At 58.2% G+C, this 19,493-nt stretch carries 19 protein-coding genes; 4 read left to right on the plus strand and 15 right to left on the minus strand.

Going from position 1 to position 19,493, the window contains the following annotated elements; all coding sequences use genetic code 11:
* Window positions 1-156: 156 nt before the first annotated feature.
* Window positions 157-369 (minus strand): hypothetical protein, encoded by a 213-nt coding sequence (locus JFT66_RS15835; protein WP_198859604.1) that lies wholly within the window; start codon window positions 367-369, stop codon window positions 157-159.
* Window positions 370-1,332: 963 nt separating this feature from the next.
* On the opposite strand from JFT66_RS15835, the gene JFT66_RS15840 reads away from it, so the two are divergent.
* Complete coding sequence (locus JFT66_RS15840) at window positions 1,333-1,608, plus strand: metal/formaldehyde-sensitive transcriptional repressor (protein WP_170036598.1); 276 nt, start codon at window positions 1,333-1,335, stop codon at window positions 1,606-1,608.
* Between the two features lie 20 nt (window positions 1,609-1,628).
* Window positions 1,629-2,546, plus strand: a complete 918-nt coding sequence (gene dmeF, locus JFT66_RS15845) for a CDF family Co(II)/Ni(II) efflux transporter DmeF (RefSeq protein WP_170036600.1) — start codon at window positions 1,629-1,631, stop codon at window positions 2,544-2,546.
* 442 nt (window positions 2,547-2,988) lie between these two features.
* Here dmeF and JFT66_RS15850 read toward each other — a convergent pair whose 3' ends face one another.
* The 8 genes from JFT66_RS15850 to JFT66_RS15885 form a co-directional block, all read right to left on the minus strand.
* The gene (locus tag JFT66_RS15850) at window positions 2,989-3,174 is read right to left on the minus strand and encodes a DUF3606 domain-containing protein (protein ID WP_170036602.1); all 186 of its coding nucleotides are present in this window, start codon (window positions 3,172-3,174) and stop codon (window positions 2,989-2,991) included.
* Window positions 3,175-3,972: 798 nt separating this feature from the next.
* A complete protein-coding gene (locus JFT66_RS15855) occupies window positions 3,973-5,337 on the minus strand; it encodes a sensor histidine kinase (protein ID WP_170036604.1) in 1,365 nt (454 codons plus the stop codon).
* Complete coding sequence (locus tag JFT66_RS15860; RefSeq protein WP_170036606.1) at window positions 5,337-5,996, minus strand: response regulator; 660 nt, start codon at window positions 5,994-5,996, stop codon at window positions 5,337-5,339. Before JFT66_RS15860 ends, JFT66_RS15855 begins: the two co-directional genes overlap by 1 nt.
* Window positions 5,997-6,008: 12 nt before the next feature.
* Window positions 6,009-6,653, minus strand: a complete 645-nt coding sequence (locus JFT66_RS15865; RefSeq protein ID WP_170036608.1) for a tetratricopeptide repeat protein — start codon at window positions 6,651-6,653, stop codon at window positions 6,009-6,011.
* Entirely contained in the window at window positions 6,650-7,459 is an 810-nt protein-coding gene (locus JFT66_RS15870; RefSeq protein WP_170036610.1) for an SDR family oxidoreductase, read from the minus strand. Before JFT66_RS15870 ends, JFT66_RS15865 begins: the two co-directional genes overlap by 4 nt.
* Window positions 7,446-8,120 (minus strand): TenA family transcriptional regulator, encoded by a 675-nt coding sequence (locus JFT66_RS15875; RefSeq protein WP_170036612.1) that lies wholly within the window; start codon window positions 8,118-8,120, stop codon window positions 7,446-7,448. Before JFT66_RS15875 ends, JFT66_RS15870 begins: the two co-directional genes overlap by 14 nt.
* A complete protein-coding gene (locus tag JFT66_RS15880; protein WP_170036614.1) occupies window positions 8,117-9,598 on the minus strand; it encodes an AMP-binding protein in 1,482 nt (493 codons plus the stop codon). Before JFT66_RS15880 ends, JFT66_RS15875 begins: the two co-directional genes overlap by 4 nt.
* Window positions 9,588-10,265: a thermostable hemolysin gene (locus JFT66_RS15885; RefSeq protein ID WP_170036616.1), complete on the minus strand. Its 678-nt coding sequence runs from the start codon at window positions 10,263-10,265 to the stop codon at window positions 9,588-9,590. The genes JFT66_RS15880 and JFT66_RS15885 overlap by 11 nt, the downstream gene beginning before the upstream one ends.
* A 188-nt stretch (window positions 10,266-10,453) precedes the next feature.
* On the opposite strand from JFT66_RS15885, the gene JFT66_RS15890 reads away from it, so the two are divergent.
* Window positions 10,454-11,002 (plus strand): cytochrome b, encoded by a 549-nt coding sequence (locus JFT66_RS15890; RefSeq protein WP_170036618.1) that lies wholly within the window; start codon window positions 10,454-10,456, stop codon window positions 11,000-11,002.
* A 645-nt stretch (window positions 11,003-11,647) separates the two neighbouring features.
* Here the strand turns inward: JFT66_RS15890 and JFT66_RS15895 are convergent.
* The 6 genes from JFT66_RS15895 to JFT66_RS15920 are packed head-to-tail and all read right to left on the minus strand — an operon-like array spanning window position 11,648 to window position 17,328.
* Window positions 11,648-12,580: a phosphatidate cytidylyltransferase gene (locus JFT66_RS15895; RefSeq protein ID WP_198859605.1), complete on the minus strand. Its 933-nt coding sequence runs from the start codon at window positions 12,578-12,580 to the stop codon at window positions 11,648-11,650.
* A gap of 1 nt (window position 12,581) precedes the next feature.
* Window positions 12,582-13,202 carry a lysophospholipid acyltransferase family protein gene (locus JFT66_RS15900; RefSeq protein WP_198859606.1) on the minus strand — a complete coding sequence of 207 codons (621 nt, stop codon included), beginning with the start codon at window positions 13,200-13,202 and terminating at the stop codon, window positions 12,582-12,584.
* Between the two features lie 9 nt (window positions 13,203-13,211).
* Complete coding sequence (locus tag JFT66_RS15905) at window positions 13,212-13,655, minus strand: hypothetical protein (protein WP_034116537.1); 444 nt, start codon at window positions 13,653-13,655, stop codon at window positions 13,212-13,214.
* Entirely contained in the window at window positions 13,645-14,943 is a 1,299-nt protein-coding gene (locus JFT66_RS15910) for a phosphatase PAP2/dual specificity phosphatase family protein (RefSeq protein WP_198859607.1), read from the minus strand. Before JFT66_RS15910 ends, JFT66_RS15905 begins: the two co-directional genes overlap by 11 nt.
* A gap of 2 nt (window positions 14,944-14,945) precedes the next feature.
* The gene (locus tag JFT66_RS15915) at window positions 14,946-16,694 is read right to left on the minus strand and encodes a bifunctional alpha/beta hydrolase/class I SAM-dependent methyltransferase (protein ID WP_198859608.1); all 1,749 of its coding nucleotides are present in this window, start codon (window positions 16,692-16,694) and stop codon (window positions 14,946-14,948) included.
* A gap of 10 nt (window positions 16,695-16,704) precedes the next feature.
* On the minus strand, window positions 16,705-17,328 hold the full coding sequence (locus tag JFT66_RS15920) for a CDP-alcohol phosphatidyltransferase family protein (RefSeq protein WP_034116534.1): 624 nt from the start codon (window positions 17,326-17,328) through the stop codon (window positions 16,705-16,707).
* A gap of 232 nt (window positions 17,329-17,560) precedes the next feature.
* Between JFT66_RS15920 and hflK the strand changes: the two genes are divergently transcribed.
* Window positions 17,561-19,486: a protease modulator HflK gene (hflK, locus tag JFT66_RS15925; RefSeq protein ID WP_198859609.1), complete on the plus strand. Its 1,926-nt coding sequence runs from the start codon at window positions 17,561-17,563 to the stop codon at window positions 19,484-19,486.
* The last annotated feature ends 7 nt before the right edge of the window (window positions 19,487-19,493 follow it).

Consider the following 19,493-nt stretch of genomic DNA (forward strand, 5'->3'; position numbering starts at 1 on the left):
GGGGTCCGGGTGGCGAAAACGTAAGAAATACTCGTCGAATTGATTGTTTTTTGATCATTTGGCGAGTTTAAAAGTTGCGCTAGGTGGTATGCCGGGGAAATACATGGCTACTTCAGACCATCCTTAGCCGGTTTGGTAGCACTGGAGAAAACCACCTCAAAGTTCGAAGGTTTTATCCTTGTCCTCGGCCTGGCTGTGGTCTCGGTGGTTCTGCTTGCGATCTTGCACAATCAAATGCTGCAGACGGAGCGCCTGCTTCATAGCTTCAATGTCATCTTCGATGATTTCAAAGACAAGATAAAAACCTACCCACCAAAGCTCCAACGCCTGCTTAGGATCACCATCGATCAGGTGGACAAACAGGGCCAAACACTGACCAGAACCTTTCGGCTGCTGAAGGGGCTGTCCTTGATACCAATTCTTGGAGCTTTAGTGTTGGCAACGATCAAGTACTGGGACGGCATTGTTTGGCTTTTGATGACTATTCGCGGTGTCTGAACCGATACGGTCTCGCATACCGGAATGCCTCTTTAGAGATCCATAATCTCCGCAAATCAGCATGAGCAGATGTTGCGTCATCATAGCCGAACTGCGTACCGCAGGACGGGCACATGCCAAACGAAGAGCAGCCAACCTCATCGTATGGAGGCTCTTCAAGCCCGGGGTATCCACAAACCGGACAAAGATATGAAACGTTGCTTGCAATCATCCAACCCCCAGATTTCTAGCCTCTAGCCCACGTTGTCGGCGTACCTGCTGATTTCCGGAATCTTATACGTAATCTGAGCAACTAATGTCTGACCTGGGCTGAGTTGGAAAAAACACTAGAGTGGAAGCCGCTAACAAGGGTTTTGACACACTCTGGGCCGCTTGCTGCCCCTCACGACAGGCAGAAATCGGCCAAAAGCCGTCATTGCGTGGACGCTGAGTGGCATACGGAAGCTTCTTGACTTGTTGAGGTTTCGAATCTCTCCTTCACCGCCAAATTACTAAAACGCAAACCCCTGATTTTCCTAGAGAAAGTCGGGGGTTTGTGGTTTTTGGCGCCCTAAAAAAGCCTTCATGGGACCACCATGGGACTGGCGCACTATGTTGGTGCAAATATGAAGCTTGGAGAATGCCCTTGATGGGCCATTTCGTTCGATCGGCAACTTAGTCCTTGAATTCGTCGTTCTACACCGAAACCTGCCTTCCAGGCCTGGTGCTCCCGCTTTCGCTCAGCATCTCTTTCCATCCCAGCATTTTAAGTTGATCTATTTTTCTCTGATTACCTTGTATAGGGGTAGGGGGTATGCCTATCCTGTGCAAAATATAGAGGCGGGGGAGTATGTGATGGGCCACTTGGCAGCAACCAAAGAAGAGCTTCTCAAGCGGGTAAAGCGTATCGCTGGGCAACTTCAAGCTGTTGAGCGTGCATTAGAGTCGGATCTCGATTGCGCCAAAACACTGCACCTCGTAGCTGCTACTCGTGGAGCAATGAATGGCTTGATGGAGGAAATCATTGAGGACCACGCTCGAGAGCATGTTGCTAACCCTTCGCTCAGTGAAGAAGAGCGCAAAAAAGGCGTCGAAGAGCTTCTTGAAGCCATTCGCCGTTACTCCAAGTAAAAGTATGCGGGTGAATATTCATGATTAGCGCCAATACCAGTCACGTACACGAACATGTGTTTCTAGGCTCATCGCATGACGAAAATACCAAGCGCACACTTTGGGTTGTGGCACTGACTGTGGTGATGATGGTGGGTGAGATTACTGCCGGCTATATAACTGGATCGATGGCCTTGTTGGCCGATGGTTTTCATATGGCGACTCACGCTGGCGCGTTGGGTATCGCGGCGGCGGCGTACGGATATGCAAAACGCCATGCATCGAGCCAGCGCTACAGTTTCGGAACCGGAAAGGTCGGAGATTTGGGCGGGTTCGCCTCGGCGCTGATTCTCGGTATGGTTTCCCTAATAATCGCCGTTGAGTCGGTCATGCGCCTTTTACAGCCAACTGAAGTTCAGTTCGGCACTGCTACGCTCATCGCGATCGCCGGTTTGATCGTCAACATTGTTAGTGCTCTGCTGCTGGGACACGGGCACAGTCATGGTCACGACCATGATGGTCATGACCATGTCCATCCTGGACACGACAACAACCTGAAGTCTGCCTACGTTCACGTAATCGCGGACGCGCTGACCTCTGTCCTAGCAATTGCTGCACTACTCGCTGGCCGATACCTAGGCTGGGTATGGCTGGATCCTGTTATGGGCATCGTCGGCGCAATTGTGATCGCACGATGGGCTTGGACGCTGATGGGGGTGACTTCTGCTGTACTGCTGGATAAAACGGACGAGCATGTAGCGGAAGAGATCCGGGAGCTGGTTGAGAGGCCAGGGGATGCAACCATCACAGACTTGCATGTCTGGCGCCTTGGACCAGAAGCGCATGCAGCTATCGTGAGTGTGATTGGTGAATCCACCGCGAGCGCTGAGAGTATTCGTGATCGGCTCAGACCAGTTCATGAAGTCAGTCATCTGACCGTTGAGTTCCGGCCCGCTTGATTCAGAACACTCCCACTATCGAACAGCGTTACCAATAACGCGCCCTATGTTCGAATCTCTCCTTCACCGCCAAATTTCTAAAACACAAACCCCTGATGTTCCTAGAGAAAGTCGGGGGTTTGTGGTTTTTGGCGTCCGAAAAATAGCCCCATGGGACCACCATGGGACATGGCGCCCTATGTTGGTGCAAAAAGAACATGTCGTTTTGGCCAACGTAGCGAGCACGGTTTTTCTCGATATGCAGAACATCACGGAAGCCATAGCTTGCCGCTATTACTGAGCGTGATAGGTCATATTTGGCTGATAACGCGGAGTTTGCTGCACAACCTTCTGTCGCCTTGGACACGCAGAATCCTCACCGGGCTAGTGAGTGGCATTGCTGACGCGCAACTGAAGTCTGTTTAGAGGCGCATTCACGTCTATCGATCGTAGTCTTGGATGGTTAGGCGTGCTGGGAGAGAGCGAAATGGCGCTTTACTGCCGTAAGTGAATTCCCCTCCTGGCGGACGGCAGCCCTGATCTTATCTTTAGTTACCCCGAACTTCACGGCCCAAAAACTGAGCTCGAACCCGTCGTTTATGTTGATTATGAGCGCATCGGTGTCAGCCACAGATTTTTGCTTTTTCATCGGACTTTCCTTGTCAGAGTTCATAGGTGACCTCTCAGGGTAGTTTGTGCAGACGAAGAAAGCTGAGGTTTTCTGAGATTTTTTTAGAAGCCCTTGATCGTAAGTCTTTGATTCTGGCAATCGGGGAATTCGGTCGCATCGATAGATGATAGCTCGGCAATCAGCGACATGATGGTGAAAACTGAAATCGCCATCGCTTTGAGCCGATATTGATAATTTACTCCATTTCGGAGTGACCGCCTCTTGTTCAGGCGGATCACATCCGGCGTATGAATGTAGACGAAACTGATTATCCTAGGCCCCATGGTCAATTTCCTACAGACACCCGATTAGGCAACTAGCTATTCTCCACTGAATAGATGCGCATAAGCGGAACCGAAGTCATGGGCGCGCAATGGATTGCTATTACTAGTATGTTGGCGGCGTCGTGGATAGTATTCATCGCGCTGATTATCGAGAGGTATCTCCTTTAATTTCTAAGAGCGTCCTCAAAATCTGGAATTTTTGAAATATGCTTGCGAGCCAAAGTTGGATAAACGCACCGATGCGCCCTTAACGTCGTAAACGCTTACGGTAACCTTTTCCAATAACGCCGCTTATGTTCAAAAGGCTCCTACACGTTAGCCCGGTGTGGGGGCCTTTTTTAATGGCTGCGGTAACCAGCGCTCCCTACACTGGCCTACCAGTGCCCCTTGTACTGGTAAGCGCATAACCTGCGCTATTTGGGACCTTGCCTCCTCGTACGATGTTTACCGGCTGTGCGAAACGAAATAATCATTTGATGCTTTGCCGTTATTCTTAGGCTGGAATTGATAACGTAGCCCTCAACCCCCCCTCGGCCCGGTTTACCAATTCAATACGACCGTTCAAGCGCATGGCGATTGTGTTGACGATGGTTAGCCCCAAACCGGCTCCTTGCGCCGTTCCACGGCTATAGAAACGCTCAAATAATCGCTCTCTACATGACTCATCAATTCCCGGCCCCTGGTCGTCGACGGTCAAATGACAGAAGCCATCGGCCTGGTTGAGTTGCACAGCGATTAACCCGTGTTCGGGAGAGAAATTGGCTGCGTTGGTGATTAGGTTGCTCAGCGCGATGTCGATGGCGGAGGGGTTGGCGAATACATAAAATGGCTGGTCGCTGACATCGAATATCAGTTCAAGGTTTTTGCTCAACAACCACGGTGTCAGTTGCACGAGACTATTACGCACGGTTTCGCAGAGGTCGATGCGCTGTAGCGGTGGCGGATTAGGTTGGGGTTCCAGTCGCGCCATGGTCAGTAACTGGTTGACCAGTCGGCTGGTTCGATCAACGCCTGAGATGAGGAATTCCAGCGATTCTCGACGTTCCTGCTCTGTGCCTGCCTCCAGTAGGTTTTGCGCGTGCACCCGCAGCACGGCGAGTGGCGTACGCATTTCGTGGGCAGCGTCGGCAATGAAGCGTCGTTCGCGGCCAAGCACTTCTTGAATCTGCGCGAGCATGCGGTTGAGCGCCGCCTGCATGGGCTCAAGTTCGCTGGGCAACGGTGTCAGTTGCAACGGCTCAAGTGAACCGCTGTGGCGGGCCCGCAGGGTCTCGGCCATGTTTGCCAAGGGCTTTAAGCCCCAGCCTATAGCGAGCCAGACCATCGCCGCGAGCAGTAAACTGCCGACGATGTTCGGCCATAGCGTATGGCGAACGATGCGATCGACCAGATCCGCGCGCACATCATCGCGCTCGCCAACCCAGATGCGCATGCCGTTTTGTGAGTCTTCAAGGAGGAAGGCGCGCCAATGACGATGGTTCAAATCCACCACATCACTGAAACCCGGTTGCGTCGGCGGTGAACTGAAGGACGGTGCACTGGCGGTGTGCACCAACACCTCCCCGCCAGGGCTCCATACCTGAAAAGCAATTTTCCGTTCGTATGGATGACCATCGCCGCGCGGCACCGCTTCGCCCAGTGCGGTATTGAAAGCCCGGTACAGTTCGGCGTGCTGCTTGCTCGCCAGCGGCATGCGCATCACGCCTTGCAATAAGCGCGCGTTCTGCGCCAGTTGAGCATCGTAAACCTCGGCAATTTCATGATTGCTATCGTGCAGATTGAAGAGGCTGAGCACCGCCAGACCGGCCAGCAGCAGGCCAATGATCAGCGTCAATGTACGGCGGCGGATCGAAGTCATCAGCGATCCTCCACTAGATAGCCCACACCCCGAATGGTGCGGATCAGCTCAGTGGAGAACTTTTTACGTAGGTGATGGATGTGCACTTCAAGCGTGTTACTTTCCGCTTCTTCACTCCAGCCATAGAGCAGTCGAATCAGCTGATCTCGAGTCATCACCCGACCCGGAGGTGAGAGCAGTTCATGCAGCAACTGATACTCCTTGGGCGTCAGTGCTACGGGAAGGCCCTTGTAGCTGACCTGCTGGGTACCGGGGTTGAGGATGATGCCGGCATGTTCGATCAGAGCTTGCGCGCGCCCGGCACTGCGCCGCAACAACGCTCGCAATCGCGCCTTGAGTTCGGCCAGGTCGAACGGTTTGATCAGGTAGTCGTCGGCACCGGCATCCAGCCCTGCGATGCGATCTTCGGTTGCATCGCGGGCGGTGAGAATCAACACCGGCAGGTTCGAGCCGCTGTCGCGCAGGCGCCGCAGTACTTCTAGACCGTCCATGCGTGGCAAGCCGAGATCCAGCACAGCGACATCGAACGTTTCGCTGAGCAGGGCATGCAGCGCGCTGCTGCCGTCCTTGAGCCAATCGACGGTGTATCCTTCGCGCCCCAGCGCTTGATGGATGCCTTCACCTAGCGCCACATCATCCTCAATCAGTAATACACGCACGAGGACTCCTGGTCAGTCGGTTTTCTTGTTGACGTCTACCAGCAGAGTGGCGATCTCTTTGCGGCGTCCGGCATCTGCCGTTTCACGGCCGGGACGCGGCGCCGCTTGCTGGGCTTTTTGCAGCGCTGCTTTTGCTTCAGCGTAGCGTTTCTGACGGTAGAGGTGATCGCCCCAGAAGTACAGGCTGTCGATGCCGTCGGGGTTGAGTTGCAGCGCCTGCTTGAGCAACTGTTCAGCTTTGTCGCTATCGCCGAAACTGATGGGCCAGCCGGGCACACGATCATACAGCGCCGCCAGGCTGGTATAGGCCGAGCCTTGCAGAGCCTTGGGGTTGAGGGTTAGGGATTTCTCCAGGTCGGCCTTGGCTTCCTTGGCTTTTCCCAGCGCTCCGAGTCCGCCTTCGGCACCGGCCCAGCTGCTGGTGACAATGCCTTTCCAGATCCAGGCTTCGGCCACCGCCGGGCGCTGCGCAGTGAACGCCTGAGTTTCGCTGGACAACTGCTCGAACGCGGCGGCGCGCTGTTTTTCAGCCACTTCATATTGGATGTGCGCCCAGGTTTGTTGAATGCTGCTCAGGCGTTGCTGGTCGGCGGCCTCCAGCGCCCAGACGCTTTGGCTGAGGGTTGCGATCAACAGGCACGCGAAGATTTTTTTCATGGTTTGAGGGTCTCGTTCTCGGGTTTTTCGCTGAAGCGACGGATCAGGGGCAACTGCTTGCGCAGACCTCGATCGACCAGTTGCGGCAGTAGATTGTTTAGGCGCACGAAGAAGCGCTCGGGCCATCCCAGATACAGGTCGCGGCGGTCCCCGGCAATCGCGTGGATCACCGCCGAGGCCACGGTTTGCGGATCATCGACGTTGGCCTTAAGCGCATCGTTCAGGGCTTGCGCCGTCACGCTGTTCATCGACGTGCGGGTGGCCCGCGGTGCGACGTAGAGCACGCTGACCCGGGTGTCGGCCAGCTCTCGGCGCAACGCTTCGGAGAATCCGCGCAGGGCAAACTTCGTCGCGCAATAGCTGGCGTAACCGGCATAGCCGATCGAACCATAGGTCGAGCCGACGTTGACTACCATGGCGCTATCGGCCTGCTTGAGTAGCGGCAGCAATAGCTTGGTCAGGCAAATCGGCGCGTTGATATTCAACGCGAGCATCGCATTGATATCACTGTCGTCGAGCTGTTCGAGCATGGCGAAGTGATTCACCCCAGCAGCGTTGATCAACAGATTGACTCCGCCAATTTCTTCGGCGGCGGCGAGTACTTTGCGTTGGTCGCTTGGCAGTGTCAGGTCAGCTGCGACCCAGCACAGGGCCTCAGGGTAGCGTTTGAGCAGCGGGGCCAAGGCTTCCTGATGCCGCGCCACGGCCAATACTCGCGCACCGGCGGCGCACAAGGCTTCGGCGATAGCCATGCCGATTCCGCCACTGGCACCGGTCAAGACCACGCGCGCGTTACGCAGCTGCATGTTCAATCTCCGCGTCACGAGGCAGGCTGCGAAACATGTCGGTGTACAGTCGGTAAACGACTTTTGAAGCATGAATCACTGCCGCTTGATCCTCAGGATCTTCCAGCTGGTTCATCAGGCGGCGATAGGTTTGCATGTGTTCGATGTCGAGCGAACCGTGAGAACTCAGGTAACTGAAGGCGGTTTCCGGCAACGCCAGGCGCTCCCGAATGCTCCCTGCCGCGTGTGTGGCCAGGGCGATGCTGGTGCCTTCGAGGACATTGACCATGCCGAACAGACCCACCGGGTTGCCTCTGGCGATCAGGTCATAAAGGAAGCTCACCATCAGCTCAATCGGCAGCGAAGGCTGACCATCATGCACGGCCTTGCGATCACCTCCGCAGGCTGCGATGTCGTTGAGCACCCACTGTTCGTGGCCGTATTCGTCTTCGATGTACTCGCACACCGCTTTGCGTAGCCATTCCAGACGTGTGGGCAAACGTGCGCCGCACGCCATCATCAACGGCACCGTGTGGCGCACGTGATAGTAGGCCTGTGCGAGAAAAGCCCGATAGCTATCGAGGCTGACCTTACCGTGCAACGCATCGAGGATGATCGGCAGATTGAACAGCTCGTGGCGTTCATGCTGTGTGGCTTCTTGCAGGGTGTCGAAAAAACTCATGATGCGGCTTCCTCTCGGACAACGGATTCGGTCAATTGGGCGTGGTATTGCGCGACAATGGCATCGCGGCGTGGGCGGCCATTGGCGGTTAGAAAGCCATTGGCGGCGGTGAAGGGGTGCTGCAGGCGCGTCCACTGATGCACTTGGGCGTAATCGGGCAGCGCCTCGTTGGCTTCGGCGACGGCAGCGGCTAGTTCGGCATCGGTGCAGTCCGGGCGATGCGGCCAGAGCAGGGCGTGATTGCGCGGCAAGGACTCGCCGTAAACAAACGCCTGGGCGATGTGGCGGCGCTGGGTCAGCTCGGACTCGACCCATTCCGGGTTGACGTTGCGCCCGTAACTGGTGACGAACTGATGCTTCTTGCGGCCCTTGAGATAAAGAAAACCTTCCGGGTCGAACTCGCCCAGGTCGCCGCTCGGCCACCACTCATCGGCGTACGGTGCGTCTCCTAGATAGCCGAGCAACGTCGAGCCCTTGATTAGCACTTCACCGTCTTCGGCCAACCGCACTTCGACATGGGGCAGCGGTCGACCGACACTGCCGGGTCGGAGTGCGCCGGGGCGGTTGAGGCACACCACTGACGCGCATTCGGACAAACCGTAACCTTCAAAAACTGGTAAGCCGACCCGTTGCGCACGGTCCAGCAAATCTTTGGAAACTCGTGCACCACCGACCGCAGCAAAGCGCAGAGTTTGCGGGGCGAAGGCTTTCTGTTCGGCGGCGCTGACTAGCATCAGTAACAGCTGTGGCACCAGAATAAGGCTATGCGGCGCACGCCCGGCGAGATAACCGAGCAGGTGCGGGACATCGACGCCACTGGCGCCCTGAATGCCGAGGGTTTTCTGGCTCGGCAAACTGAGCATCGCACCGGCATACAGCGCGGCATAACAGCCTAGGTTCTCCAGCAGTATCGCCAACGGTAGTAGCGCCAAGTGATGCTGCGGCCGGGTGGTTTCGCTCGCCTGATCCAGCTCTCGTGCGACCCGCAGCAAGCTGTCGGCACTCAGGCAAACACCTTTCGGCGTGCCGGTGGTGCCAGATGTGAAGGTCAGTTTGGCGGTGCCCATCGGCATGCGTCTTTGACTGCTGAAGGTGCGACACCAGAACTCGCCACGTTGCTCATAGCCGGCAGCGCGCAGTTCGGGTTCCAGCTCCGGTTCGGCAATCACGCGTTCGGCCTGACTCTGCTCCAGACAATGGGCGCGTTGTGCTGAGCTGAAAAACGGCGGTAGCGTTACGCAGGTCAACCCTTCGAACAATACCGCCAGATCCCAGAGCATTGCGTCGACGCCGTTGTCCAGCGCCAGGGCGACGACTTGCACCTGCTCATCGCGCAGGCGCTCCTGGCGATACAGCACTTCTGCATACAGGGTGGCGTAATCGAGTTTCAGCGTATCGCCCCACAGCGCGGTCGCGCTGTCATTGCGCCGGGCATGCTCGCGCAAGGTTTCCTGAAAGCGTTGCAGTTCAAGCGACATGGCAGGCTCCTTCAATCGGGGTCGGCAAGCCCAGGCGGCTGAACAGGCCGATATTGCGTAGGTGGACGAACCCGGCGCGGATGTCGCCGACGTGCACCCAGGGTTTGCTCTCGTAATAACTGCCCCAATGTTGACGCTCGTCACCCAGTCGATCCGGATCTGCGGCGCACAATGTCACGGGTTTCAGGCCGAGACGACGGAAGCTGTTGACCAGTCCGATATTGCCGGTGAACGTCACCCATTCCAGGCCACCCATGGCCAGCAGATAGGTGATGGCGATGATGCTCAGGCGCGCGCTGCCGGTGTCGCTAGCCGCCAGATTGCCAACCTCGACAATGGCATTTCGGTCTACCGAGTGATCAGCGGCCGCGCTAATCAATGGCTCGATCGGCTCGTCCAGATACCGCTCCAGAAATAGCGGTTCAAGGTGCGCGCGACGCACACCGGCCACTGCGCACAACTGGCCCTCACCGTTGTGCATGCCGAACAGCTCGGGCATGAAGTGGCGGATATCGGCGCCGTGGGCCTTTCGGAAACGTTGCTGGATAAAGGCTTCGAGCTTCTCTCGCAAAGCGTCATCCGGCAACGCAGCTGTCAGGGTCAACGGCCGCGTTTCAGCTTGGCCGAAATACAACGGCAGGGGTATGTTCCAGTCAAAATCGGGCATGGGCCGAACGCCTCCCTCAATGGGTTTGAGCGAAGTATCCAAGCCATTTCTTAACGAAGTCTGAAGGTGAAAGAAGGTTAACCTGAGAGTCAATCTTCAGACTCTCTTAAGACAGGACGAGCAGTGTTACGCAGCCGGTTCAAGGCAACCGGTTCAACGTTCCTCTCAACAATCAAGAGACGCTTCTTATGACCAGCGACACCGCCGTAACCCGATTTGGAAAACTTTCAATAACCCTGCACTGGCTGATGCTGGCCCTGTTCGTCGGGGTATATGCCTGTGTTGAAATCAAGGGTTATCTGCCCAAAGGCAGCGAAGCACGGGGTTTGCTCATGGGCTTTCACGGCTTGTTTGGTACAAGCATCTTCGCCCTGGTGTGGGTTCGCCTGGTCGGGCGCTTGAGCCCACGACCACCGATAACCCCAAAACCACCGGTATGGCAGACAGCTATCGCGCATCTGACACACCTTTCGCTGTACGGGCTGATGATCGCAACGCCCATCCTTGCTTGGCTGATGCTCGCAGCTGGCGATAAGCCGTTCCCGTACTTTGGCTTTCACGTGCCGGCACCGGTAGCCATTGCCCCAGACTTCGCAAAACAGCTCAAGTACTGGCATGAGCTGGTTGGCACTACAGGGTATTGGTTGATTGGTTTGCACGCGGTGGCGGGGCTGTTTCATCACTATTGGATGAAGGACAATACGCTGGAAAGGATGTTGTTTGAGCGAAATTCATGAAGGACAGCTATTGGCCGATTCTGTTGAAAAAGTCGGCTTCGAATTCCACGGCAGAAAAGTACGCGCCTGAGATTGAAATCTGAGTTTTGCGCAGAAGGTTCAGGAGTCGGATTTCACGTAGCAGCGTGCAAAAGAGATGTTTTCATCCATCAATATTCGAGCGTTTTGGGTAAGCCGACTTTTTCAACAGAATCGGCCGTTTTTTGCCGGTCAAGGCCACTCAGTATTCTGGTCAACTCCGATGCAAACGACTGGTCAAGTCGAATGCAAATGGGTGGTCAAGTCCACGCAACTACGCAGCGGTTGCAGCTAACCAAGCACCATCACAGTGTGGCTACTCGTTAGGTGTGCCCACGGTGTCAAAATATATTGTTGAAAATCAGGGTTGGTTTAGTCAGATTGACTGGTAGGTGTCAAAATATTCGATCAGCCGGCGCACTCTGTTGAGCCGTCTACCCCAGTGTTTACTGAGCTGTTGGTGTCAAAATATTTTGTTGAGCACCAAAGGGGCTGTTTTCAACAGCCCCTTTTTACGTTTTGGATCTACCGAGGTGGTTGGATTACGCCTGTAAACCATGTCCCCGGTTTGTACCGGGGCTACCCCTCCCACATTTTGATCTGCAGTGGGTTTGAGAAAGGAGCGACTCAGGTCCACCAATACCGCACAAGATGAAAGAAAATCGGTGCCGCAAAGCACACCGAATCCAGCCGATCCAACATCCCACCGTGCCCTTCGATCATGTGCCCCCAGTCCTTCACGCCGCGGTCACGCTTGATCGCCGACATCACAATCCCGCCGGCAAAACCAAGCAGGTTGATCAACAGCGCAATCAAGAACGACTGCCAGGGGTTGAACGGTGTGGTCCACCACAGCGCCGCACCGATCAGGGATGACAGCAGAATCCCGCCCACAAACCCTTCCACGGTTTTCGACGGTGACAGGTTGGGCGCGATCTTGTGTTTGCCGAACAGCTTGCCGCATACGTACTGCAGCACGTCCGAGAGTTGCACGACGATCACCAGGTAGGCGATCAGCAGCAGGTTGCGGCCTTCGTAGCCGGGGATGTCCAACGTCAGCAGGGCGGGGACGAAGGATACGCAGAACACTGCGATCATCAGCCCCCATTGCACCTTCGATGCGCGTTCCAGGAAGTGGGTGCTGTCGCCGCCGAAGGAGGCGAGGATCGGCAGCAGCAGGAACACGTACACCGGAATGAAGATCGAGAACAGCCCATACCAGTCCGCGTAAATCAGCACATATTGCAACGGCAGGGCCAGGTAGAACGCAGCCACCAGGGCCGGATAGTCGCTGCGCCGGGTCGGGGTGAGCGTAAGGAATTCGCGCAGGGCGTAGAACGACACGGCGTAGAACAACAGGATTACTGCGCCAGTGCCGAGCCAGAAGGCCACGCCGATCACTACCACCATCACCCACCAGGCGTTGATACGGGCATTGAGGTTGTCGATCACCGCGTTGGGGTTGCCACGGGTGCGCAGTTTGAGGACCAGGCCGATCAGTGAGGCGATGACCAGGATCGCGCCGATGCCGCCGAATAACATCAGGGTTTGGTTATCCATCTCAGGAATGCTCCGGGGCGAGGGCGAGGAGGGCGTCGCGGGTGCGGGCAAGGAATGCGGCCTTGTCTTCGCCGTCTTCCAATTGCAGCGGGGCACCGAAGCTGGTTGTGCATAACAACGGCAGTGGCAGTACGCGGCCTTTGGGCATGACCCGGTTGAGGTTGGCTATCCACACCGGGACCAGTTCGGCCTGTGGGTAACTTTTTGCCAAGTGGTACAGGCCGCTTTTAAAAGGCAGCAAGCCATCTTCCAGATTGCGTGTGCCTTCCGGAAAGATGATCAGTGAGTCGCCGCCTTCCAGGGCCGCGAGCATGGGCTGCAAAGGGTTATCCACAGGGTCCTTGCGCTCGCGGTCGATCAGCACGCCATTGAATACGCGGTTAATGATGTAGCGGCGCAGGGCGCTCTTGTTCCAGTAATCACTGCCGGCCACCGGGCGTGTGAATTTGCGCAGGTTCTGCGGCAGCGAGGCCCATACCAGCACGAAGTCGCCGTGGCTGCTGTGGTTGGCGAAATAGATGCGTTGCACCGGCACCGGTGCGCACCCCAGCCACAGGCTGCGGGCGCCGGTGACGGTGCGGGCCATGGAGGTAATCAGCGTGGCGACCACGGGTTCGAACATGGGGATTCCTTATCCGGCGAAAGGTAGCCAGGGGCTGGCGAGGATGACGCCCAGGGTCAGCAGGGCTTGCGCGCCCAGCAACCAGGCTTGTTTGCGCAACAGTTTGAGGGCGCCGCGACGGCGCTCGGTCCAAGGCCGGCCAGCTCGCTTGGGTGATTGCAGGCCAAGGGTTTGCAACGCCTCGTCGAGATCTGGCGTGCGTGTGGTATCGCGGGCCAGCAGGGCGAACAGGTCAGCGTCGAAGGCTACGCGCAACGCCCAGTATTTTTGCAACAGGCCCAACACAATCATCCACAGGGCCAGCAACAGACAGATCGTTGAAATACTGGCCAACAACAACTGGGCAAGGCCGAACAGTACGCCGAGCAACGTCAGGCCTGTGGATAACTGATCCAGTGAGCGGCCACGGCGCAGCAGGCTGGCAACCACCTGGAGTTCCATATCAGCGGGCATGAGGCAAACCCTCCAAAGCTTTACGGTGGGCGGGGTGAAGAACCACAGTGGCCCTTGCTGTACGAATAATAGCCAGCGCTTGATCAACCGTAGCGGCACGCCCTGTGTTCAACAACCAGGCGGCGACGGCGGTGGCGCTGCGGGAGTAACCGAGGGCACAGCACACCAGCAAGGGCCCATGCTGACGCAGTTGCTCGATAGCGTGCGCGGCTTTCAGGCATTCGTCGGGTGTCGGTGCGATCAGATCAAGCACTGGCACGCAGATATAAGCACGGCCCTGTGGATTAATCGGCAGTTCGGCGCACAGATCGACAATGGCTTTGAATGAATTCTGCTCGTGCGCCGTAGGAATGCGCCCAAGCCAGACGTTATCCACAATCAGATCGGGCTGTGGATGTTTGCGTGTCCACAGGCGCGAGTTGACCCACGCGCCAGCTAGATACGGGGCATACAGCCAGCGTGCGGCGGGCGTAAGACGGCCATCTGCGCGTTTTTGAAAGCCCGGAGCGCCGAGCACGCAGTAATTGGCCTTGATCAACCCCAGGGAAACCGCCGGCCACAGTAGCCATAGCCACGCGCCGCCGAGCATGAAGGCAAGTATCACCAGTATCAACGCGCCCAGCCCATAGCGCATACCCAGCCGCCAACGTTGGGTATCCCGCGTCAGTCGCGCATTCAACAACGGGCTCGGATGTTCCACCGGCCATAACCACACGCATAACCACCCTGCGAGGGCGCCTGTGGGTAAGTCGATAAAGTGATGTTGATAAGTGGTCAGCACCGAAATGCCGATCAACGCGAACCAGCCATTCACCACCCAACGCCAGAATCCCTGGGTGTGCCGCTGATACATGACCCACAGGATCACCAGCAGCGCGATATGCAGCGACGGCGCCTGGTTGAACGGCTTGTCAAAACCGGCCAGCACTGCGAATAGCCAGCCGAATACGCCGTCCAGTTCAGGGCGCTCGAAGGTAAATCGCAGCGGCCAGATCAGGAAGCAGCTGACAGCAATCAACTGGGCACTCAGCAGGCGCAGCGCGTGTTGTTTCAGCTCATGACGGCTATTGGGCAGCAGCAGGGAGAAGCCGTAGAGCAGGTCGATGGACCAATAGGGCACGATGGTCCAGGCCCAGAACGGCATATGGGTTTCCCAGCCGAACACCAGTGTGCCGACGTCGCTGCGCTGGCTGGTAACCCAGGTGGCGAAGCCGTAGGTGCTGAAAAACAGCGGCGCCAACAGCAGCAGCCAAAGGACCGCGGGTTTCAATAAACCGGGTTCGCGCATGTTCAGATCTTCTGTGCCAGGGACACCGTAAAGATGCCCCACTCATCCACACGCTGGGTGATCTTGCGAAAGCCCGCGGCCTCGACCAACTGGTCCATTTCCGCCTGGCTACGCCGCCGCATCACCCAGGCCTGGCCCTGGCGGTGGCTGGTGAGCGCGCGGGCAATCAGCTCCAGCTGTGGGTGCCATGGCTGGCCGGTGTAGACCAGGTAACCGCCAGGCTCCACAGCTTCGGCCAGGCCCGCCAGTGAACCGCCGACCATGGCGTTATCGGCAAACAACTCATATAACCCGGACACCACGGCCAAGGTCGGCTTGGGGTCCAGGGCGGCCAGATTGGCGCGGTCGAACGCATCGCCTTTGACGAACTGGGCGATGTCCCCCAGGCCCTTTTCGCGAATCAGCGCGCCACCGTCGCGCACGTTGATGTCGCTGTAGTCGCGCAGCAGGATCGACTCCGGCAACGGTGAAACGCCTTGCAAGGCTTCAAGGATGTAGCGGCCGTGGCCGGCGGCGATGTCGACGATACGGACTTCGCGGTGATCGTCACGCAGCTTGGCCATGGCCAGGCGCAGCAACTCCTCGACGTTGAGCTTGCGCTGGCGAATGCCGCGCCAGCCGATGGAGTTGAGGTAATTGGTGTCGATCATCCGCCCCAGCGCGCCCTTGCCGGTGGGCGTGTTGCGGTACACGTAGTCCAGGGTGCTGCCGGAGTCGAAGCCGGTGTCAAAGCCCAGCTTTACCCCGTCCGACAGGTTCTTGCCCAGGCCCATGCTGGCGCGGGTCATGCGCCAGTACAGGTCGCGCAGAGAGTTGCGCGGCAGCGGCGCGGCCAGGGATTCGGATTCGGCGCAGGTTGCGCCGAGTTTGTCGGCGTCCAGCAAAGAAGCGCGGTCCAGCGGGTGGGCGAAGTTCTGCAGGATAAAGCGCTTGGCGCTGCTCACGGCCACGGCGCGGTCGCGTTCGCCGAGGGTGTCGTGGAAGAAACCGGGGAGGATATGCAGCTCTTTTTTCAGGCTGCCGAGGCGGTCGAAAAACTGCTGCTGGGGTTTGCGGTGCACCACAAAGTCGGAGCCGGAGATCAACAGTTGCGTCGGCACCTGGATCGCCTGGGCATCGGCCACAACCCGGTCGGCCGCTTCGTAGAGGCCCAGCAGCACATTCACCGAGATGGCTTTGGTGATCAGCGGGTCGCTGTCGTAGGACGCCACGCGCTCTGCGTCATGGCTGAGGAACTTGGCCTTGACGTAGCTGTTGACGAAAAAGTTGCCACGAAACCTGCGCATCAAGGCCAGGCCCGGGCGGGCGAAGGGCACGTACAGCTTGACCTTGAAGGCCGGCGAGGCGAGCACCAGCGCGCGAATCTTTGGTGCGTAATCGTGGACCCAGGTGGCCGCGATCACCGCGCCGACGCTTTGGGCGATGACGGCGAGGTGTTCCTCTTCGATGCCGTAGGTGGCGCCGATGTGGTCGCAGAAGGTCTGCACATCGCGGGCGCTGGTGGCGAAGCTGGGGCTGTCGCCACGCTCGCCGGGGGATTGGCCGTGGCCACGGGCGTCCCAGGCAAAGAAATCAAACTCCGGCAGGTCCAGTTCATCTACCAGGTGGGCAATACGCCCTGAGTGCTCATGGCCGCGATGGAACAGCAGAATCGCCTTGCGCGGCCCGGCGCCTGCCGTGGCCGGCCAGTGCCGGTAGAAAAGCTCGACGCCATCATGGGTACTGAAGGTGTGCTCTTGCTGTTCGCGCATCGCAAAATCCTTATGCAGAAGGGGGAGTTTGAGGTTGTTCTTTGAGGCCCTGACGCACCCGGTTGACCAAGGTGTAGGCGAGCAGCGCGGCAACCAGCCACATCACCGCCTCGACCCAACCGGCGCCGAGCCAGCCCAGCGCCACGCCGGTGGCCAGTACACCGAGTACAAACGCTCGATCACTCTTGCCCATCGGCCCGTCGTAGCGACGCGATGCGCCCACCATTGGCCCCAGCACCCCGGCGTACTCGCTGAATATCGCGAGCAGCGTCACCAGCAACACTGGCGCCAGGCTCACGCCGGGGATCAGTGCAAAGGGCAGGATCAACGCGCTGTCGGCGATCACATCGCAGAGTTCATTGAGGTAGGCACCGAGGCGTGACTGCTGGCCGAATTCCCGGGCAAGCATGCCGTCGATGGCGTTGAGGGCCATGCGCACAATCATCCACAGCGGGATCAGTACAAACAGCCAGAGGTGCTGGGCAAAGCCTGCGATCAACACGCCCACCAGCAGGGAAATCACCCCGGCCAGCACGGTGATCTGGTTGGCGGTGGTGCCGTTGTCATAGAGGCGCTGCACGAGGGGGCGCAGCAGGTTTTGAAAACGCGGCTTGAGTTGGTAGATGGAAATCATGGGGTGGCGCTTCCTTGTCCGTGAACCCGCGAAAAACTGTTCTGGAGTGTGCCGACTTATTGTTGCCGACACTAGTGATGGCTCGTGTTTATAGGGGGTTAGTCACATTCCAGAGAACACAGAGAAAAAATGTGGGAGGGGGCTTGCCCCCGATAGCGGGTTCAAAAGCGAACAAAAATTTCACGCTTCGTGTTATATCGTAACGAATTGTGTGCAAGCGGGCGTTGAGTGGATGCAAGTGGATCTAGAAGCTGATGGCGCTTCGGTAGAGGGCCTTCCGCGTTTTCAGCAAGGGGTGTTCCATGCCCGTCGATTGCGCCAAGCCGGTATCAGCCTGACGATCCTGGCCATTTGCGGTTGGGTACTGGCGCTGTTCGTGGCGTTGTTTGCGCCGCTGTCGATCTGGCCGGTGGTGTTGATCAACTGCGCTTCGGCCTTGTTGGTGCTGGTCGCCGGCTTGCAGTCGGCCTGGTGGGTGGCCGACTGGCGTGCCCAGGCGCTGGAGGCGCCAAGCGCTGAGCTGATCGAACCACCCAGTGATCCCACTGCCTGGCACAAGGGCTTGATCAATCGTTTCGGCAACGGCCTGTTGGCGCAGGTTGGCGCCCCAGTGTTGTGGTTGGGCGGTTGGTCGTTGCTGGCGCTGGTCAGCGTCATCGAGTTTTGGAACCTGGCCTTGCCCGCTGCGGCCATTGGCCAATCCGCGAGCATCGGCGCAGCGCTGGCGTTGGCCCTGGCGTTTGGCTTGCTGGTGTTCGAGCGCCGCCTGGCCCAGGAAACCGTCGCCCAATGGCCGGAAGCTTCACAACTGGCGCAGTTGAGCCGGGTGGCGATTATCTGCCTGCTGACCAGTGCAATCTGCCTGCTGTTTGCCAATGCCGAGTCGGTTTGGCCACTGCGCCTGGCGACACTCATCGGCCTGTTGCCGGCGCTGGTGGCGCTGGAGTTCCTGCTGCGGGGCGTGCTGTCGCTGTTCAGCCCGCGCCAGCCGCGCCTCGAACCGCGCTTGATGGCGCAGAGTTTTATCGCCGGCCTGCTGCGTTGGCCGCCACAACCCTTGCTGGCGCTGCAGCATGAGCTGCACAACCGTTTCGGTATCGACCTGCGCCAGATCTGGGCCTTTACCTACATGCGCCGGGCGTTTATGCCGGTGTTGCTAGTAGTGCTGGCGGTCGGCTGGGCGCTGACCGGCGTGCATGAAGTGCCCCTGCAAGGCCGTGGGATTTATGAGCGTTTTGGCAAACCGGTCGAAGTGTTCGGCCCTGGCCTGCATGCGGGTTTGCCGTGGCCGTTGGGCCGCGTACTGAGCGTGGAGAACGGCGTGGTGCATGAACTGGCGACCAGCGTCAGCGAAGCCGCCACTCCGGAGTTGGCCGCCGCCGAAGGCCCGGCGCCGTTGATCGCCAACCGCCTGTGGGACGCCAGCCATGTGAACGACAAATCCCAGGTCATTGCCAGCAGCAGTGGTGATAAACAGGGCTTCCAGATCGTCAATATGGACGTGCGCTTTGTCTACCGCATCGGCCTTACCGACCAGGCCGCGCTCGCCGCCACCTATAACAGCGCTGATATCCCGACCCTGATCCGCAGCACCGCCAGCCGCATCCTGGTGCATGACTTTGCCTCGCGCACCCTCGACCAATTGCTCGGCGAACAACGCACCAGCCTCGCCGACGAGATTGGCCGCAGCGTGCAAGCCGACCTGCAAACACTCGACAGCGGCGTGGAAATCCTCGCCACGGTAGTCGAAGCAATCCACCCACCGGCCGGCGCCGCCAACGCTTACCACGGTGTGCAAGCCGCGCAGATCGGCGCCCAGGCCCTGATTGCCCGTGAACGCGGCGCAGCCAGCGAGCAGACCAACCAGGCGCTGTTGCAAGCCAGCTCGGCCCGCGATCAGGCCCAGGCCAGCGCTCGCGAAGTGAATGCCGGCGCGCAAGCGGCGAACCTGCGCTTTGCCGCCGAACAAAAAGCCTACGCCGCTGCGGGCCAAGCCTTCGTGCTGGAACAGTATTTGGGCCAACTGAGCCAGGGCTTTGCCCACGCCAAGCTGCTTATTCTGGATCATCGTTTGGGCGCCGACAGTGCGCCGACGATCGATCTGCGTTCTTTTACTTTGCCCGCCGATCCAATGGCGCCGCGTAAAGCCGTTCAATAAGGAGTCT

The organism is Pseudomonas sp. MF6755 (genome assembly GCF_016405635.1).
GTDB classification, from domain to species: Bacteria; Pseudomonadota; Gammaproteobacteria; order Pseudomonadales; family Pseudomonadaceae; genus Aquipseudomonas; species Aquipseudomonas haemolytica.

Excerpts from the sequence above, each read along its gene's own strand:
- JFT66_RS15910 (WP_198859607.1), bottom strand. The coding sequence starts at position 14,943 with ATGCGCGAACCCGGTTTATTGAAACCCGCGGTCCTTTGGCTGCTGCTG.
- JFT66_RS15890 (WP_170036618.1), top strand. The coding sequence starts at position 10,454 with ATGACCAGCGACACCGCCGTAACCCGATTTGGAAAACTTTCAATAACC.
- JFT66_RS15905 (WP_034116537.1), bottom strand. The coding sequence starts at position 13,655 with ATGCCCGCTGATATGGAACTCCAGGTGGTTGCCAGCCTGCTGCGCCGT.
- JFT66_RS15880 (WP_170036614.1), bottom strand. The coding sequence starts at position 9,598 with ATGTCGCTTGAACTGCAACGCTTTCAGGAAACCTTGCGCGAGCATGCC.
- JFT66_RS15900 (WP_198859606.1), bottom strand. The coding sequence starts at position 13,202 with ATGTTCGAACCCGTGGTCGCCACGCTGATTACCTCCATGGCCCGCACC.
- dmeF (WP_170036600.1), top strand. The coding sequence starts at position 1,629 with ATGATTAGCGCCAATACCAGTCACGTACACGAACATGTGTTTCTAGGC.
- hflK (WP_198859609.1), top strand. The coding sequence starts at position 17,561 with ATGCAAGTGGATCTAGAAGCTGATGGCGCTTCGGTAGAGGGCCTTCCG.
- JFT66_RS15920 (WP_034116534.1), bottom strand. The coding sequence starts at position 17,328 with ATGATTTCCATCTACCAACTCAAGCCGCGTTTTCAAAACCTGCTGCGC.
- JFT66_RS15895 (WP_198859605.1), bottom strand. The coding sequence starts at position 12,580 with ATGGATAACCAAACCCTGATGTTATTCGGCGGCATCGGCGCGATCCTG.
- JFT66_RS15915 (WP_198859608.1), bottom strand. The coding sequence starts at position 16,694 with ATGCGCGAACAGCAAGAGCACACCTTCAGTACCCATGATGGCGTCGAG.
- JFT66_RS15855 (WP_170036604.1), bottom strand. The coding sequence starts at position 5,337 with ATGACTTCGATCCGCCGCCGTACATTGACGCTGATCATTGGCCTGCTG.
- JFT66_RS15870 (WP_170036610.1), bottom strand. The coding sequence starts at position 7,459 with ATGCAGCTGCGTAACGCGCGCGTGGTCTTGACCGGTGCCAGTGGCGGA.
- JFT66_RS15865 (WP_170036608.1), bottom strand. The coding sequence starts at position 6,653 with ATGAAAAAAATCTTCGCGTGCCTGTTGATCGCAACCCTCAGCCAAAGC.
- JFT66_RS15850 (WP_170036602.1), bottom strand. The coding sequence starts at position 3,174 with ATGAAAAAGCAAAAATCTGTGGCTGACACCGATGCGCTCATAATCAAC.
- JFT66_RS15840 (WP_170036598.1), top strand. The coding sequence starts at position 1,333 with ATGGGCCACTTGGCAGCAACCAAAGAAGAGCTTCTCAAGCGGGTAAAG.
- JFT66_RS15875 (WP_170036612.1), bottom strand. The coding sequence starts at position 8,120 with ATGAGTTTTTTCGACACCCTGCAAGAAGCCACACAGCATGAACGCCAC.
- JFT66_RS15885 (WP_170036616.1), bottom strand. The coding sequence starts at position 10,265 with ATGCCCGATTTTGACTGGAACATACCCCTGCCGTTGTATTTCGGCCAA.